Source organism: Roseomonas gilardii, from assembly GCF_001941945.1.
Classification (GTDB): Bacteria; Pseudomonadota; Alphaproteobacteria; order Acetobacterales; family Acetobacteraceae; genus Roseomonas.
Genome location: NZ_CP015583.1, coordinates 2,821,447 through 2,836,392 on the forward strand (window position 1 = coordinate 2,821,447; position 14,946 = coordinate 2,836,392).

Sequence of the window (14,946 nt, forward strand, 5' to 3'; positions counted from 1 at the left end):
GCAGTTTCCGCCATTACATTAGAATTTGTTAATCTTGTCGTAATTCGGAAAAGGTCAAGGGGACGAGGCATGGAAAGCGCGCTGACCGATGCGATCCGCGCGGCACTCGCCGAGGTGAGGGACCCCCAGACGGGGCTGGACGTGGTTTCGGCGGGCTGGGTGCAGGGGCTGGTGGCCCGCGACGGGCTGGTGCAATTCGCGCTGGAGGTGCCGCGCGAGCGCGCCCGGGCACTGGAGCCGGTGCGCGCCGCCGCGGAGCGCGCCGTGGCCGCCGTGCCGGGCGTGCTGTCGGCGACCTGCGTGCTGACCGCCCATCGCGCGGCCCCGCCGGCGGATGCGCCCCGGGCCGTGCGGCCGCCGCCGGGCCAGGACAGGATGCTGTTGCCCGAGATCGGCGCCATCGTCGCCGTGGCCTCGGGCAAGGGCGGCGTCGGCAAGTCCACCACCGCCGTCAACCTCGCGGTCGCGCTGGCGGCGCAGGGGCTGCGGGTCGGGCTGCTGGATGCGGACATCTACGGCCCTTCCCTGCCGCAGATGCTCGGCACCAAGGAACGGCCGCGCAGCGCCGGGCAGCGGATCGAGCCGCTGTCCCGTTGGGGGCTGAAGGCCATGTCCATCGGCTTCCTGGTGGATGAGGAGACGGCGATGATCTGGCGCGGCCCGATGGTGATGGGCGCGCTGGAGCAGATGCTTTCCCAGGTCGAATGGGGCGCGCTGGACGTGCTGGTGGTGGACATGCCCCCCGGCACGGGCGACGCGCAGCTCACCATGAGCCAGCGCGTGCCGCTGAAGGGCGCGGTGATCGTTTCCACGCCGCAGGACGTGGCGCTGATCGACGCGCGGCGCGGCGTGCGGATGTTCGAGAAGGTCAATGTCCCGGTGCTCGGGCTGATCGAGAACATGTCCTATTTCTGCTGCCCCAACTGCAACCACCGCACCGAGATCTTCGGCCATGGCGGGGCCCGGGCGGAGGCGGAGAAGCTGGGCGTGGAGTTCCTGGGCGAGCTGCCGCTGCGCCTGGCGATCCGCGAAACCGCCGATGCGGGCACGCCGATCGTGCTGGCCCGGCCGGACAGCGAGGAGGCCGCCACCTACCGCGCCATCGCGGCGCGGGTCTGGGAGAAGGCGGGCGCCCCCGCCTCCGCGGGCCCCCGGATCATCATGGACTGAAGGCGGAGGATCGGGGGGAGGACCTCGCTCAGCCGTGTTCGCGCCGTGCCCGGTCCACGGGATGGGCAGCGGCGCCCCGGCTTGGCAGATTGGGGGAGGATGCGGCCCGGCCAGGGCCGCCACACCGGAGGAGCCGCCCTTGATCCCCCATGCTTCCCGGCCACGGCATGGCGGGCGCCGCCCGGCGCTGCCGATGCTGGCCGCCCCTGCCCTGCTGGCCCTGCTCGCCCTCGCCCCGGCGGCCCGGGCCGACGACACCGCGGAGGCTCTGGAGCGGGCGCGGAAGTTCTATGGCTCGGGCGACCTGAAGGGCGCCGCGAAGGAGCTGTCCTTCGCCGCCCGCGACATCGACCTGAAGCGGCGCACCCGCTACGCGAAGCTCTTCCCGCCCGCGCCCAGGGGCTGGACCCTGGCGGAGATGGAGAAGGAGGAGGAGGGCAGCGCCCTGGCCACCCAGATGCTCGGCGGCGGCGTGATGGTGGAGCGCACCTACAGCCGCGCCTCCGACGATGCGGAGATCAAGGCGCAGGTGATGGTGGACTCACCCCTTGTGCAGTCCCTGGCCAGCGTGGCCAGCAACCCGATGATGATGCGCCCCGGCGACAAGCGCGTCCGCCTGGGCGAGGAGGACGCCATCCTGCACTACGAGGCGGACAACAAGTCGGGCGAGGTCTCGCTGGTCGGCGGCAACCTCATGATCAAGCTGGAAGGCAGCGGGATCGAGAATCCGAAGGTCATGACCGACCTGCTTGGCGCCTTCGACCTGAAGAAGCTCCGCGACGGCGGCTGAAACCTCAGCGGCCGGTGGCGCGCCCCAGGGCGAAGCCGGCGGCGAGGCAGCCCAGCATGATGGCGCCGAGCTCCCCGAACAGCGCCTGCATCACCGGCAGGCCGACGAAGAGCGCCAACAGGATCAGGATGATGGACAGCGGCCTGCGCCACCAGGGCAGGCCGGGACGGCCCTGCAAGGCGGCCCGCAGCCGGGCGCCCTTGCCGGTGCCGGTCCGGCGCGGCCCCTTGGCGGGGGCGCGGGCGCCGGGTTTGCCCGGCGGCCGGGGCGTGGCGCCGGAACCCGGCTTCCCGGCGGCGCCGGGGCGCTTGGCCGCCGTGCCGCTCATGCGCGGCCGAGCACCGCCATCAGCTCGCGCCATTCCCGCTTGCTGAGGCCAGCCGCCTCCGCCGTGGGTTCCGTCCCGTCCAGCATGGCGCGCACGACTTCCAGCATCCGGGACGACAGCGTCACCGCGCCGAGGCGGTAGTCGCGGAAGGCCTCGGCGCAGAGCGGCACCCAGGCCTCCACCGCGCGCAGGATGGCCTCGGCATAGACGCGGATCTCGTACTGCGCATGGGCGTCGGCGCGCAGGGACAGGAAGTGGAAGAGGTTGTGGAGGTCCACCTTCCAGTACCACTGCGTGTAGGCGTTCAGCGTCAGGTTCATCCGCGCCAGTTCGCGCGTCAGCCCCTGGCGGGCGGGGTCGAGCACCTGCCCGTCCTCGCCCTCGTTCAACATCTCGATGTAGTGGTCGTAGTTCCGCCCGGCATCCTCGCGCAGCAGGGCGAGGACGCGCTCCGCTTCCTCTCCGCCCAGGGTGTCTCCCCGGCCCTGCCGGTTGCTGGCCGACTGGGCGGCCAGGGCGCCGCGCTCCGGGATGTAGAATTCCCGGTCCAGCACCGAGTAGCGGGCGGAATACTCGTTCACATTGGCCATGCGATGCCGGATCCACTGCCGGGCGACGAAGATCGGCAGCTTCACGTGCAGCTTGATCTCGCACATCTCGAAGGGCGTGGAATGCCGGTGCCGCATCAGGTAGCGGATCAGCCCCCGGTCCTCGTTCGCCGCCCGGGTGCCGCGGCCATAGGAGACGCGGGCGGCCTGCACCACCGCCGCGTCGTCGCCCATGTAGTCCACCACCCGGACGAAGCCGTGGTCCAGCACCGGCATGGCCTCGAAGAGCATCGCCTCCAGCGCCGGGACGGTGGGGCGGCGCGTCTCGTGCCGCTGGGCCCGCGCTTCCGCCAGTTCCGCCTGTTGCCGCTCCGTCAGCGCCATGCCCCGTCCCCCATCAACACGCGGACATGCCGCAGCTCCGGGGCCGTTCTAGAATGGCCGAAGCCGCGGCGCCATAACACTGCCGAATGGCAGACCGGCCACCCTGCTACCCCGCGCGGGCCGCCGGATGCGCCTTGAGGAAGGCCTCCAGCGCGGCGATGAATTCCGGCCGCCCTGGCGCGGTGCCATGGCTGGCGCCCGGGATGGTCACCAGCTCCAGTTGCGGCATCACGGCCTTCAGCCGCTCGAAATCCTTGAGGTACGGGTCGTTCGTCCCGACGATCCCCAGCACCGGCACGGTGACGGCGCGCATCTGCGCCTCGGTCACCACCTGGTCGGGGTTGGAACGCCGCACCGCCGCCAGGGCCTTCGGGTCCTTGCCCGCCAGGGCCTGGGCCGAACGCTCGCGCAGTTGCGCCTCGGTCGGCGGCGGCTGGTCCCGGGGCCAGAGGCGCAGGATCTGCGACGTCAGGAGCCCCTCGTCCATCTCGGCGGATTCGATATCCACGCGCTTCTGGTCCTCCTCGCTCCAGTTCCGCCGGCCCGAGGCGCCGCCCAGGGTCGCGGTGAGGAAGCGCTCCGGCCGCGTGGTCAGAAGCTGCGCCACCACATGCGCGCCCATGGAGTAGCCGACGATGTGCGCCTTCGGGATCGACAGGTGGTCCATCAGCCGCGTGATGTCGTATCCCATCTCCGGCCCGTAGGCGGCCCGGTCATGCGGCTTGCCGGACAGCCCGTGCCCGCGCGCGTCGAGGGCGATGGTGCGGTAGCCCTTCGCCAGAGCGGGGAAGATGCCGGTCTTCACCCATTGTCCCTGGATATCGTCCGTGTAGCCGTGCAGCAGGATGACCGGATCGCCCTGCCCCGCCTCGATGTAGTGGATCCTCACCCCGGCGGAGTCGAAATGGCGGTCCTCTTCCGCCGCCCGGGCACCGCCGGGCCAGCCCGCGGCCATGGCGCCCCATGCGGCACCCATGGCGGAAGCCGCCAGCAGCCGGCGCCGGCTCATGATCCCTGGGGTGATCCTCGGGGTGATCCCTGGCATGTTCGTCCTCCCTTGTCGCGCAGGCGCTCTGCGGCGCCGGCGGAGGAGGATGGAACCGGGACGAGGAAGGCGGCAAGTGATGGCGGGCAGCCCCTCGATTTCCGTCGCGGGATCGCCTATATGGGTGTCGCTCACCTTCGGGTGGCTATGGCGATAAACGGCAGGTGGAATAAGTGTTGCGGACCCGGGGGCAGTGCCCGGCGCCTCCACCATTCATCCCTCGAGGTCGTTCGGGGCAGGATGGGGGCGAAACAGGTTCGACGCGCATGGTAAAGCCCTGTCTTTTGCCCGGCATTGTACCGCCGTTATCGGGCTAATTCACAAGTGCCAACGATAACAGCCGCGAGGCTGTGGCGCTCGCTGCCTAAATAGGTAAGCGCCGTCCGGGGGGAACGGGGCAACAGAATCCCCCCACTTATCTTTACCTTTTGGCCTTCCCCGATGCGTTCTCCGCTTCCGCGGGCCTTGCCAATCCTGCCCACTGGCGCCATCCCGCCTTCGTTCCTAAAATCCGGGGCAACAGGATTGAACGCGACATGAGTGACCAGCCCCCCCTGGCCGAGAGTTTGCTGCCCTATGACCGCTGGACCGAGGACGCCATGCGCGAGGTCGCGCTGCGCGCCCTTGAGCACGCGGCGGAGCATGGCCTGCCCGGGGAGCATCACTTCTATCTGAGCTTCCGGACCGACGCGCCCGGCACGATCGTGCCGGGCCATCTGCGGGCGAAGTACCCGCAGGAGATGACGGTGGTGCTGCAGCACCAGTTCTGGGACCTGAAGGTGGACCGCGAGGCCCGGCAGGTCTCCGTGGGCCTCAGCTTCGGCGGCACCCCTTCCACGCTGGTCATCCCCTTTTCCGCCCTGACCGGCTTCCTGGACCCGCACGTGCGGGTCGGCCTGCGCTTCAACCCGCCGGAAGGCAGCGAGGACATCGCGGAGGAGCCCAGCCTGCTACCTCCCGCCGAAGCGCGCCCGGGGGAACCCGAGGCTCCGCCGCCGTCCGGGCCGGCCGAGGTGGTCAGCCTGGATGCCTTCCGCCGGCGCCCCAGCGGCCGGGACTAGCATCCGGCCCCTGCTCCCGGCCCCTGCTCCGGGCGGAACATTCCCGCCTGGCCTGGGCGGGAGCCTGACCTCGCCCCGCCGCATGGCTGTCGCCGCAAGGGCGCCGTTTCGCCGGGAATTCAGGGCCGGACACACCCCGTGCCATCTGCGGTCACGGGCAAGCGTGTTGCTGCGACGGTGGCGTGCCCGGGATGGCTGGAGTAGAGCGTAGACAAACGCGTTCTTCTCCCCTTCTGCCCGGAGAGCACAACAATGACCGACGTCCTCACCACTCCCTCGCCCGACGCCTCCTCCGGCGCCGAGGCCGATGCCGGTATGCCGGTGTCGCAGCGGAGCAAGGATTTCCTCTACAGCCCCCTCCTGCCGCTCGGCGAGGACAGGACCCGCTATCGCCGCCTGCCCATCGAGGGCGTGAAGACCATCGAGGTCGCCGGCAAGCGCGTCCTCTCCATCCCGGAGAAGGCGCTGGAGGACCTGGCCTTCGCCGCCTGCCATGACGTGTCGCATTTGCTGCGCCCGGCGCATCTGACGCAGCTCCGCAGGATCCTCGACGATCCCGAGGCCAGCCCGAACGACCGCTTCGTGGCGCTGGACCTGCTGAAGAACGCCAACATCGCCGCCGGTGGCATCCTGCCGATGTGCCAGGACACCGGCACCGCCATCGTCTTCGGCAAGAAGGGCCAGCGAGTCTGGGTCGAGGGCGACGAGGAGGAGGCGCTCTCCTACGGCGTGTTCCGCACCTATACCGAAACCAACCTGCGCTATTCGCAGATGGCGCCTCTCTCGATGTTCGAGGAGGTGAACACCGGCAACAACCTGCCGGTGCAGTTCGACATCTATGCCAGCCCGGGCGAGCACCATGCGGACGAGTTCCACATGATGTTCGTGCTCAAGGGCGGCGGATCGGCCAACAAGACCTTCCTCTACCAGCAGACGCGCGCGGTGCTGAACAAGCCCAAGCTGCTCGCCTTCCTGGAGGAGAAGATCAAGACGCTCGGCACCTCCGCCTGCCCGCCCTATCACCTCTCCATCGTGATCGGTGGCACCTCGGCCGAGGCCAACCTCAAGACGGTGAAGCTCGGCTCCACCAAGTACCTGGACGAGCTGCCGGAGAAGGGCGACCGCACCGGGCACGGCTTCCGCGACCGGGAGCTGGAGGCCGAGATCCACAAGCTGACGCAGAACATCGGCATCGGCGCGCAGTTCGGCGGCAAGTATTTCTGCCACGACGTGCGCGTCATCCGCCTGCCGCGCCACGGTGCCTCGCTGCCGATCGGCATCGGCGTCTCCTGCTCCGCCGACCGCCAGATCAAGGCGAAGATCACCGCCGAGGGCGTGTTCCTGGAGGAGCTGGAGCACGATCCGGCCAGGTACCTGCCGGAGCACACGGATGAATCCCTGGGCGGCGAGGTGGTGAAGATCGACCTCTCCCGCCCGATGGACGAGATCCGCGCCGAGCTGTCGAGGCATCCGGTGAAGACCCGCGTCTCGCTGACCGGCACCATCGTGGTGGCGCGCGACATCGCCCATGCCAAGCTGCAGGAGCGGCTGGACCGGGGCGAGGGCCTGCCGCAGTACATCAAGGACCACCCCGTCTATTACGCCGGCCCGGCCAAGACGCCGGAGGGCATGCCCACCGGCTCCTTCGGCCCTACCACCGCCGGGCGCATGGACAGCTACGTGGCGAATTTCCAGGCCGCGGGCGGTTCGCTGGTGATGCTGGCCAAGGGCAACCGCTCCAAGGCCGTCACCAATGCCTGCAAGCAGTATGGCGGCTTCTATCTCGGCTCGGTCGGCGGCCCCGCCGCGCGTCTGGCCCAGGACTGCATCAAGAAGGTCGAGGTGCTGGAATATCCGGAGCTCGGCATGGAGGCGGTCTGGAAGGTCGAGGTGGTGGACTTCCCCGCCTTCATCGTCGTGGACGACAAGGGCAACGACTTCTACGAAGGGCTGGAATAACCCCCTTCCCTCCGGAGGTTCCGCAAGGGAATGGCGAAATGGGGCGCGGTGGCGGAAACGCCGCCGCGCCCTTTCCCGTTCCGCAGCCGGGCGCGGCCCATCCGGGCGTCACGCGCCATTCCTGGCAGGAGGCTGTGCTGTGGAAGTCCGTTACCTCGAAAGCGTGGCGGGGGAGCATGTGTCGCGGGCGGTGCGCTTCAACGGGCCCGGCTGGTACGTGCTCGACGACCAGGGCGACCTCGTTTCCGGCCCCTATCTGAGCCGGGAGAAGGCGCAGAAGGTGATCGCGGAGCAGTTCACCGTGCCGAAGCCCTGAAGACACCGGACCAGGGCCGGCGCATCCCGGCTGGACGGCACCGCGCCCCGGCGCCAACATCACCCGTCGGGGAAACGGAGGCTGGCCATGCGCGCCCTGGTCCTGGAAAAGCAGCATGAGCTGCGGCTGCGCGAGATCGACCTGCCCCAGGCGCTGGGCGAGGGGGATGTGCGGATCGCCGTGAAATGCGTCGGCATCTGCGGCAGCGACCTGCACTACTACCTGCACGGCGCCATCGGCCAGTTCGTGGTGCGGGAGCCGATGGTACTCGGCCACGAGGCCAGCGGCGTGGTGACGGAGGTCGGGGCCGGTGTCACGACGCTGAAGCCCGGCGACCGTGTCTGCATGGAGCCCGGCATCCCGGACTGGACCTCGCGCGCCTCGCGCCAGGGCCTCTACAACCTCGACCCCGCCGTGCGCTTCTGGGCGACGCCGCCGGTCCATGGCTGCCTGGCGCCGGAGGTGGTGCACCCCGCCAGCCTGACCTTCCGCCTGCCGGACAATGTCAGCTTCACCGAGGGTGCCTTCGTCGAGCCCCTGGCCGTCGGCATGCAGGCGGCGGTGAAGGCGCGCATCGCCCCCGGGCAGGTCGCCGTCGTGCTGGGCGCGGGCACGATCGGCATGATGACCGCCCTCGCCGCCCTGGCCGCCGGATGTGCCGAGGTGGTGGTGACGGATGTGCAGGCGGAGAAACTGGAGATCGCCGGGCGCTACGCCGGCATCCACCCGGTGAACGTGGCGCGGGAGGATGCGGCGGAGAAGGTCCGCGCCCTGACCGATGGCTGGGGCGCCGATGTGGTCTTCGAGGCCAGCGGCAGCCCGCGCGCCTTCGCCGGGATGCTGGACCTCGCCTGCCCCGGCGGCACGGTGGTGCTGGTCGGCATCCCGCCGGGCCCCGTGCCCTTCGATGTCAGCGCGGCGCAGGTGAAGGAGCTGCGGATCGAGAACGTCTTCCGCTACGCCCATGTCTTCCCGCGGGCGGTGGCGTTGCTCGCCTCCGGCAGGATCGACGTGAAGCCGCTGGTCTCCCGCACCTTCCCCTTCGAGCGGTCGGTGGAGGCCTTCGAATTCGCGGCGGAAGGGCGGCCGGAAGTGATCAAGACGCAGATCGCCTTCGATTGATCGCACCCCCGCGCCTACCGGACCGGACTCCGGGTATTCCGTCGCACGATGCCGGATTATCGTCGCCCTTCCTTCATCGGGCGGGCGTGCATCGCAGGCCGGATCGACGGCCCCATCTGTTGTTCGAGGAACTCTGACCCATGCGTTTTGCCGTGGACCGGCTGGACCACCTCGTCATCACCTGCCGCGACCTGGAAACCAGCGCCTCCTGGTACCAGCGCGTGCTGGGCATGGAGCGGGAAGCCTTCGGCCCGAAGAACCGGACCGCGCTGCGCTTCGGCGGCCAGAAGATCAACCTGCGCCCCATGGACGCCTCGGCGGAGGATTGGGAGACGGGGCACAACCCGATCCCGGGCGTGCAGGACCTCTGCTTCGTCGTCGCCGTCTCGGGCGAGGACATCGCGGCGCATCTGCGCGAATGCGGGGTGACCATCCTGGACGGGCCGGCGCCGAAATACGGCGCGCTGGGGCCCATCACCTCGGTCTATTGCCGGGACCCGGATGGTAACTTGATCGAGATCTCGACCTACTCCAACCAGTCCTGAGCCATCGCGGCGGGGCCACCCGCTCCCGGGCGGGCCCGTCCGGGAAGCTGTCCGGAGGGGACTCCCAAAGGAGCCTCACGGTGTTTTGCCCGCTCCTGGCACCCCGCCCGCACCGGACCGGCCCCAAATGGCCTGCGAGGCATCGGAGGGGCGCGGATGCGAGGACAGGACCGGATGGTGATGCCCATGGGCCAGGCGGTGCCGAGCGCGGCTGGCATCGGCGCCCTGTTGGCCGCGGCTGTCCTGGTGGCCCTGCCCCTGGTGGCCCATGCCGCAGGGCCGGCGGAAGCGTCCGGCCCGGCCGCCCGCTGCGCCCGGATGGGCGACGATGATACGGTCCGGGGCTATGACCCCACGCTGCGCGACGGCTTCCTGCGCGCCTGGCGGAAGAGTTTCCCCGGCGGCACGACGAAGCCGGACGAGGCGCTGTTGCGGGCCCAGTCGCATTACCGCTGCATGGATGGGCATCTCTATGCCTGCTTCACCGGCGCCAACCTGCCCTGCGACAAGCTGGACCAGCGGCGCGAGAATGCCGGTGCGGAAGCGTTCTGCCGGGCGAACCCGGCCTCCGATTCCATCCCCATGGCGGCGACCGGCCATGACACGCCCTATGAGTGGCGCTGCCGGAACGGACGGGCGGAGGTGGTGGGCACGGTGCAGGAACTGGATGCGCGGGGCTTCGGCAAGGCGCTCTGGACCCGCATGAATTGAACTTGATAATCATTATCATCTAAACTGCCCCCTCGCGAAGGGAGACCCGCGCATGGCCGACACACGCACCGAGACCGACAGCCTCGGCACCATCGAGATTCCCGCCACCCGCTACTGGGGCCCGCAGACGGAGCGCGCCCGGCAGCTCTTCCGCATCGGCACGGAGAAGTTCCCGCCCGCGCTGATCCGCGCGGTCGGGCTGCAGAAGCAGGCCGCCGCCGAGGCCAACAAGGCGCTGGGCGAGTTGCCGGGCGAACTGGCCGATCCGATCATCGCCGCGGCGAAGGAGATCGCGGAGAACCGGCGGGACGAGGACTTCCCCCTCCCCGTCTGGCAGACCGGCTCCGGCACCCAGACCAACATGAACGCCAACGAGGTCATCTCGAACCGCGCCAACGAGATGCTGGGCTCCCCGCTCGGCTCGCGGAAGCCGGTGCATCCGAACGACCATGTGAACCGCGGCCAATCCTCCAACGACAGCTTCCCCACCATCATGCATGTCGCCGCCGCCGAGGCGGTGACGCAGCGGCTGGTCCCGGCGCTGGAGGTGCTGCTTGCCAGCCTGGAGAAGCGGGCGAAGGAATGGGACGGCATCGTGAAGGTCGGCCGCACCCATATGATGGATGCGGTGCCGGTCACGCTGGGCCAGGAATTCGCCGCCTGGGCGCGTCAGGTGCGGCTCGGCATCGCGCGGCTGCACGACGCCCTGCCGCGCCTGCTGGTGCTGCCGCAGGGCGGCACGGCGGCGGGCACGGGGCTCAACACCCATGCCGGCTTCGCCGAGGCCTTCGCCGCGCGGATGGCAGCGCTCACGGGGCTGCACTTCACCGCCAGCCTGAATCCCTTCGAGGGCATGGGCGCGCATGACGCCTTCGTCGAGCTCCAGGGCGTGCTGAATGTCATCGCGGTCTCTCTGAACAAGCTCGGCAACGACATCCGCCTGCTGGGTTCCGGCCCGCGCTCCGGCATCTCGGAACTGGTCATCCCGGCGGACGGGCTCTCCTCCTCGATCATGCCGGGCAAGACCAACCCGACGCAGAGCGAGGCGCTGACCATGGTCTGCGCCCAGGTGATGGGCAACACCACCACCGTCACCTTCGGCGCGGCACAGAGCTTCCTGGAGCTGAACGTCTTCAAGCCCGTCATCATCCAGGCGGTGCTGCAATCCTGCACGCTGCTGGCCGATGCCTCTGAGAGCTTCGCCCACAACATGGTGGACAAGCTGGAGCCGAACCGCGAGCGCATCGCGCAGAACCTGGCGAATTCCCTGATGCTGGTGACGGCGCTGAACCCGCATATCGGCTACGACAAGGCGGTGCAGATCGGCAAGCTGGCGCTGCGGGAAAACCTGCCCCTGCGCGATGCCGCGGAGAAGCTGGGCTATGTGAAGCCCGAGGATTTCGACCGCTGGGTCCGGCCGGAGGACATGATCCATCCTGGTGCCAGCCTTTCCGGCGCCGGGGGCTGACCCCACATGCCGGCGGACCATCCGAAGCGGGGCCGATGCGGCATCTGGTGAAACGTTCCTTCAGCCTAGCGGGGCATCGCACCTCCGTCGCGCTGGAGCCTGATTTCTGGACCGCGCTGGAGGGCATGGCCCTCCGGCGCAACCTTCCCCTCGCCCGGCTGGTGGCCGAGGTCGATGCGGCGCGCACGGAGACCGGCATGCCGCTGGCCTCCTCGCTCCGCCTCCTCGCCCTGGCGGATGCCCGCAAGGCGGCCCAGGGGGTGGCCCAAAGCGGGGAGACGGCATGACCGGGATCACGCATCCGGATTTCTTCGCGCGTTTTCCCATGCGGCCCGTCACCCATGACAGCCTGGACGCCGTGCTGGCCGAGGATGTGCCGCAGGCCCTGACGCTGCTCTTCCTCTGGGGCCGCGACTGCCCCAACTGCGACATCGCCAAGGCCGCGATGCTGGCGCGGCCCGAACGCTTCCAGTGGCCGGAACTGCGCTGGCTGCACGACAACGTTTATGACGATCCGGAGATGGCGACCCGCTTCGGCCTGCACGGCATCCCCGTCTTCTTCCTGTTCCGCGGGCGGCGCGTGGTGGGCCGCATCACCGGCTGGCCCGGTGCCTCCGCCTTCGCCGACGCCATCGCGAAGCAGATCGCCGCCCCGCCCCACTGACGGGCCCCCGACAGGCCGATGCCCCGCCGATCCGCGGCCATTGTGCCGGGACGGAAACAACAGGATTCCAGATGGGCGCCGCTGCTCCTATTCTGGCCGCATGAATGAAAAGAAGCGGCTGGCTATACAGCGAATCGAGAGTTTCATCGCACTCAGCCGATGGCTGGTCCTGCCCCTCCATCTGGGGCTGATCCTCTCGCTCCTGGTGCTGATCGCGACCTTCGTGCGGGAACTGCTGGGGCTGGCCTTCAAAATCGGCCGCATGAGCGAGCACGAGACCATCCTGGGCCTGCTGACACTGATCGACCTGGCGCTGGTCGGCAGCCTGGTGGTGATCGTCGTCTTCTCCAGCTACGAGAACATCATCTCCCGCCTCAGCCCCGGAACCAGCAGGGGCTGGCCGATCTGGCTGACCACGGTGGATTTCGCCGGGCTCAAGCGGAAGCTCTTCGCCTCCATGGCCGCCATCTCCGCGGTGGCGCTGCTGAAGGCACTCATGCGGCTGGAAGACACGGTCAGCGAGCGGCAGTTGCTCTGGCTCGTGGTGATCAACATCGTCTTCATCGTCGGCTATGTGCTGATGAGCTTCGCCGACCGCTCCGAGAGGCCGGTGCCGCCGACTTCCACGACGCCCGACTGAGCGATTTGCGGGATCAGGCGCCGGCGCCACCCGTCGCCAGGATCTCCGCCAGGGTCACCGGCCGGAAATCCCAGGCATCCACGCCGACATCGGTCTGGCGTGGCATCGGCTTCAGCCGGCCATGGCTGTGTCCGTGCAGGTTGCGCCAGCCCTTGTGCATGTTCCGCCAGGTCCGGAAGGCATAGTGGCAGAGCACCAACGGCACATCCTCCACCACGATTTCCGCATAGGGCTGCAGGCTGGCCCAGGCAGGCTGTTCCGTGACGGCGGGCCCGTCATTGTTGCCGGTGATGAGATGCTTGCGGCCATGCAGGCCCTCCACCAGCGCCGCCACGGCAGGCGCCGTCCGGTTCAGCGCGAAGTCGCCGAGATGCCAGACCTCATCCTCCGGCCGGACCACGGCGTTCCAGCGCTCCACCATGGCCACGTCCATGGCGGCCACGGATGGGAAAGGGCGCCGGTAGAGACCCAGCGCCCCGCCATGGCCGAAATGCGTGTCGGCGGTGAAGAAGACCGTCAGCGGCGTCGCGCCGGCTGGTGGATCAGGCGGCGTCCTCGCGCCGGTCCCGCGCCTTCACATAGGCGATGGAGGCGTGCTCGGAGCAATAGGGACGGCCCTGCACCGCCTCGGCCGTGCAGAAGCGGAATTCCGGCGTGCCCGGCTCCCCGATCGGCCAGCAGCAGGTGCGCGCCCCGGAACGCTGGAAGGGGCGCACCACCGGCGGCGCGGCGACGGGCGCGCGCGGCGCCGGGGCGCTGCGCGGGGCCGGAGCCGGCGTGGGAACCGCGGGCGCCATGACGGCCGGCGCCGCAGACGCCGGGCGTGGCACGGGCGGCGCCGGTACGGGCGGCGGTGCGGCGGGACGCGGGGCCTCCGCGACGGCGCGCGGCGCGGCGGGCTCGGCCATGCGAACCTCTCCCGCCTCCTCGCGCCGGATGGGGCTGGGACGCGCGGAGAGGTTCAGGCGATGTGCCTTGCCCACCACTGCATTTTTCGAGATTCCCATGCGCCGGCCGATCTCGGCCGTCGAATGTCCTTCGGCCCAGAGAGCCTGCAGCGTCTCGATCGCTTCGGCGGTCCACTCCATAATAGGGACTCCTCCGTATCCAGCACCGCTAGATACGGTAGGTGAATGCGTACCGTTCCCACAAGATGCAGGACGGTTCACAGGCACGCAAAAGTTGTGGACGGATTGTGGATACCGGGGAGAAGCGGCTTCAGAACAACAGTCCCTTGCGCAGCATCCCATGCACGCCCTTCTCGCCGTTCACCGTCTGCGTCACGCGGAAATCCACTGCGAGGGAACAGAACTGATAGGCATCGGCGGGCGAGAGGTTGGTGCGCGAGGCGATGAAGCCGATCATCTCGCGCAGCGCCTGCTTCATGGCGAGGTCGAGATCCTCGTTCATCCCCATGGTGATGAAATGCGTTGCCGTTTCCGCGCGCGGGAAGCGCAGCAGCGGGTCCTTCGCGCCGCCGCCCTTCTCCAGCGTCAGGCGGAAATGCCCGTCGAGGCAGATTTCCAGCGCGTTGATGCAGACCTCGCCATCGCCCTGCACGCCATGCCCGTCGCCCGCGGAGAAGAGCGCGCCTTCCACATGCACCGGCAGGTAGAGCGTGGCCCCCGCGCCCAGCTCCTTGTTGTCGAGGTTGCCGCCATGGGCACGCGGCTCCTTGGTGTTGATGCGGCCCCATTCGCGCGGCGGCGCCACGCCCATCACGCCGAAGAAAGGCGCGAGCGGCAGGGTGATCTCGCGCGCCATCGGCAGGCGGCAGGTCATCGCCTCCCGGTCCACCGGGATGTGCAGCATGCGCGTGAAGGGGAAATCCTCCGGCAGCGTGCCCATCAGCGGGCGGAAGCCGCAGAAGCCCCAGTCGGCGCCGAGATCGATGCGCTCGATATCCACGCGCAGCATGTCGCCGGGCTCCGCGCCGCGCACCGCCACGGGGCCGGTCAGGATATGGCCCGCCCCCAGGCGCGGCACCTTCGCCGCATGGATCGCGGCCAGGGCGGGCGGGATGGCGAGGCCGCTTTCCGGCGGCGGCATGATCTCGGGCGCGCCGGAGACGCATTGCAGCACCACGAGATCCCCCGATTCCACCGTGGCGACCGGGGCGAAGGACGGATCGAAGACACCCCAGCGCACGGTCTCGGGTGTCGCGGCGATCTGGTACGTCTGGGGCATGGGGCCTC

General features: G+C 69.4%; 18 protein-coding genes and 1 other RNA gene. 13 read left to right on the plus strand and 6 right to left on the minus strand.

Translation table 11 applies throughout. From position 1 onward, the window contains the following. The first annotated feature begins 69 nt into the window (after window positions 1-69). Together apbC and RGI145_RS12940 are read left to right on the plus strand one after the other, a co-directional pair. The gene (gene apbC / locus RGI145_RS12935; protein ID WP_075798677.1) at window positions 70-1,170 is read left to right on the plus strand and encodes an iron-sulfur cluster carrier protein ApbC; all 1,101 of its coding nucleotides are present in this window, start codon (window positions 70-72) and stop codon (window positions 1,168-1,170) included. Window positions 1,171-1,309: 139 nt separating this feature from the next. Continuing rightward, window positions 1,310-1,960: a hypothetical protein gene (locus RGI145_RS12940; protein WP_075798678.1), complete on the plus strand. Its 651-nt coding sequence runs from the start codon at window positions 1,310-1,312 to the stop codon at window positions 1,958-1,960. Window positions 1,961-1,964: 4 nt separating this feature from the next. On the opposite strand, the gene RGI145_RS12945 is transcribed toward RGI145_RS12940, so the two are convergent. The 3 genes from RGI145_RS12945 to RGI145_RS12955 all read right to left on the minus strand — a co-directional run bounded on the left by RGI145_RS12945 (window position 1,965) and on the right by RGI145_RS12955 (window position 4,229). Continuing rightward, window positions 1,965-2,288, minus strand: coding sequence for a hypothetical protein (locus RGI145_RS12945; protein WP_075798679.1), 324 nt, complete (start codon window positions 2,286-2,288; stop codon window positions 1,965-1,967). Beyond that, a complete protein-coding gene (thyX, locus tag RGI145_RS12950; protein ID WP_075798680.1) occupies window positions 2,285-3,220 on the minus strand; it encodes an FAD-dependent thymidylate synthase in 936 nt (311 codons plus the stop codon). The genes RGI145_RS12945 and thyX overlap by 4 nt, the downstream gene beginning before the upstream one ends. Before the next feature lie 106 nt (window positions 3,221-3,326). Next, window positions 3,327-4,229, minus strand: coding sequence for an alpha/beta fold hydrolase (locus RGI145_RS12955; RefSeq protein ID WP_237183064.1), 903 nt, complete (start codon window positions 4,227-4,229; stop codon window positions 3,327-3,329). 126 nt (window positions 4,230-4,355) lie between these two features. Here RGI145_RS12955 and ssrA point away from each other — a divergent pair. From ssrA to RGI145_RS13005, 11 genes are all read left to right on the plus strand, one after another. After that, window positions 4,356-4,681: a transfer-messenger RNA gene (gene ssrA, locus RGI145_RS12960) on the plus strand. A gap of 120 nt (window positions 4,682-4,801) precedes the next feature. Beyond that, window positions 4,802-5,326, plus strand: coding sequence for an SspB family protein (locus RGI145_RS12965; RefSeq protein ID WP_075798681.1), 525 nt, complete (start codon window positions 4,802-4,804; stop codon window positions 5,324-5,326). A 315-nt stretch (window positions 5,327-5,641) separates the two neighbouring features. Continuing rightward, complete coding sequence (locus tag RGI145_RS12970; RefSeq protein WP_075800039.1) at window positions 5,642-7,285, plus strand: fumarate hydratase; 1,644 nt, start codon at window positions 5,642-5,644, stop codon at window positions 7,283-7,285. A gap of 139 nt (window positions 7,286-7,424) precedes the next feature. Then, window positions 7,425-7,601, plus strand: a complete 177-nt coding sequence (locus tag RGI145_RS25105) for a hypothetical protein (RefSeq protein WP_156878524.1) — start codon at window positions 7,425-7,427, stop codon at window positions 7,599-7,601. An 87-nt stretch (window positions 7,602-7,688) separates the two neighbouring features. Further along, window positions 7,689-8,723 (plus strand): NAD(P)-dependent alcohol dehydrogenase, encoded by a 1,035-nt coding sequence (locus RGI145_RS12975; RefSeq protein WP_075798682.1) that lies wholly within the window; start codon window positions 7,689-7,691, stop codon window positions 8,721-8,723. Window positions 8,724-8,863: 140 nt separating this feature from the next. Then, window positions 8,864-9,268: a VOC family protein gene (locus RGI145_RS12980; protein WP_075798683.1), complete on the plus strand. Its 405-nt coding sequence runs from the start codon at window positions 8,864-8,866 to the stop codon at window positions 9,266-9,268. Window positions 9,269-9,424: 156 nt separating this feature from the next. After that, entirely contained in the window at window positions 9,425-9,979 is a 555-nt protein-coding gene (locus RGI145_RS12985; protein ID WP_156878525.1) for a hypothetical protein, read from the plus strand. Window positions 9,980-10,031: 52 nt separating this feature from the next. Further along, a complete protein-coding gene (locus RGI145_RS12990) occupies window positions 10,032-11,447 on the plus strand; it encodes a class II fumarate hydratase (RefSeq protein ID WP_075798685.1) in 1,416 nt (471 codons plus the stop codon). A 35-nt stretch (window positions 11,448-11,482) separates the two neighbouring features. Next, window positions 11,483-11,734 (plus strand): ribbon-helix-helix domain-containing protein, encoded by a 252-nt coding sequence (locus RGI145_RS12995; RefSeq protein WP_075798686.1) that lies wholly within the window; start codon window positions 11,483-11,485, stop codon window positions 11,732-11,734. Continuing rightward, complete coding sequence (locus RGI145_RS13000; RefSeq protein WP_075798687.1) at window positions 11,731-12,111, plus strand: thioredoxin family protein; 381 nt, start codon at window positions 11,731-11,733, stop codon at window positions 12,109-12,111. Before RGI145_RS12995 ends, RGI145_RS13000 begins: the two co-directional genes overlap by 4 nt. Window positions 12,112-12,211: 100 nt before the next feature. After that, window positions 12,212-12,751 carry a YqhA family protein gene (locus RGI145_RS13005; protein ID WP_075798688.1) on the plus strand — a complete coding sequence of 180 codons (540 nt, stop codon included), beginning with the start codon at window positions 12,212-12,214 and terminating at the stop codon, window positions 12,749-12,751. 13 nt (window positions 12,752-12,764) lie between these two features. Here the strand turns inward: RGI145_RS13005 and RGI145_RS13010 are convergent, their stop codons facing one another. From RGI145_RS13010 to RGI145_RS13020, 3 genes are all read right to left on the minus strand, one after another. After that, window positions 12,765-13,271 (minus strand): metallophosphoesterase family protein, encoded by a 507-nt coding sequence (locus RGI145_RS13010; RefSeq protein ID WP_075798689.1) that lies wholly within the window; start codon window positions 13,269-13,271, stop codon window positions 12,765-12,767. A 22-nt stretch (window positions 13,272-13,293) separates the two neighbouring features. After that, entirely contained in the window at window positions 13,294-13,839 is a 546-nt protein-coding gene (locus RGI145_RS13015) for a GcrA family cell cycle regulator (RefSeq protein WP_075798690.1), read from the minus strand. 130 nt (window positions 13,840-13,969) lie between these two features. After that, on the minus strand, window positions 13,970-14,938 hold the full coding sequence (locus RGI145_RS13020) for an acetamidase/formamidase family protein (protein ID WP_075798691.1): 969 nt from the start codon (window positions 14,936-14,938) through the stop codon (window positions 13,970-13,972). Window positions 14,939-14,946 lie beyond the last annotated feature (8 nt).

Bases quoted from the DNA above. Each gene is read 5' to 3' on its own strand.
- RGI145_RS12990 (WP_075798685.1), top strand. From the start codon at position 10,032: ATGGCCGACACACGCACCGAGACCGACAGCCTCGGCACCATCGAGATT.
- RGI145_RS12985 (WP_156878525.1), top strand. From the start codon at position 9,425: ATGCGAGGACAGGACCGGATGGTGATGCCCATGGGCCAGGCGGTGCCG.
- thyX (WP_075798680.1), bottom strand. From the start codon at position 3,220: ATGGCGCTGACGGAGCGGCAACAGGCGGAACTGGCGGAAGCGCGGGCC.
- RGI145_RS12945 (WP_075798679.1), bottom strand. From the start codon at position 2,288: ATGAGCGGCACGGCGGCCAAGCGCCCCGGCGCCGCCGGGAAGCCGGGT.
- RGI145_RS12995 (WP_075798686.1), top strand. From the start codon at position 11,483: ATGCGGCATCTGGTGAAACGTTCCTTCAGCCTAGCGGGGCATCGCACC.
- apbC (WP_075798677.1), top strand. From the start codon at position 70: ATGGAAAGCGCGCTGACCGATGCGATCCGCGCGGCACTCGCCGAGGTG.
- RGI145_RS13020 (WP_075798691.1), bottom strand. From the start codon at position 14,938: ATGCCCCAGACGTACCAGATCGCCGCGACACCCGAGACCGTGCGCTGG.
- RGI145_RS12980 (WP_075798683.1), top strand. From the start codon at position 8,864: ATGCGTTTTGCCGTGGACCGGCTGGACCACCTCGTCATCACCTGCCGC.
- RGI145_RS12970 (WP_075800039.1), top strand. From the start codon at position 5,642: ATGCCGGTGTCGCAGCGGAGCAAGGATTTCCTCTACAGCCCCCTCCTG.
- RGI145_RS12955 (WP_237183064.1), bottom strand. From the start codon at position 4,229: ATGAGCCGGCGCCGGCTGCTGGCGGCTTCCGCCATGGGTGCCGCATGG.
- RGI145_RS12965 (WP_075798681.1), top strand. From the start codon at position 4,802: ATGAGTGACCAGCCCCCCCTGGCCGAGAGTTTGCTGCCCTATGACCGC.
- RGI145_RS13000 (WP_075798687.1), top strand. From the start codon at position 11,731: ATGACCGGGATCACGCATCCGGATTTCTTCGCGCGTTTTCCCATGCGG.
- RGI145_RS12975 (WP_075798682.1), top strand. From the start codon at position 7,689: ATGCGCGCCCTGGTCCTGGAAAAGCAGCATGAGCTGCGGCTGCGCGAG.
- RGI145_RS13015 (WP_075798690.1), bottom strand. From the start codon at position 13,839: ATGGAGTGGACCGCCGAAGCGATCGAGACGCTGCAGGCTCTCTGGGCC.
- RGI145_RS13005 (WP_075798688.1), top strand. From the start codon at position 12,212: ATGAATGAAAAGAAGCGGCTGGCTATACAGCGAATCGAGAGTTTCATC.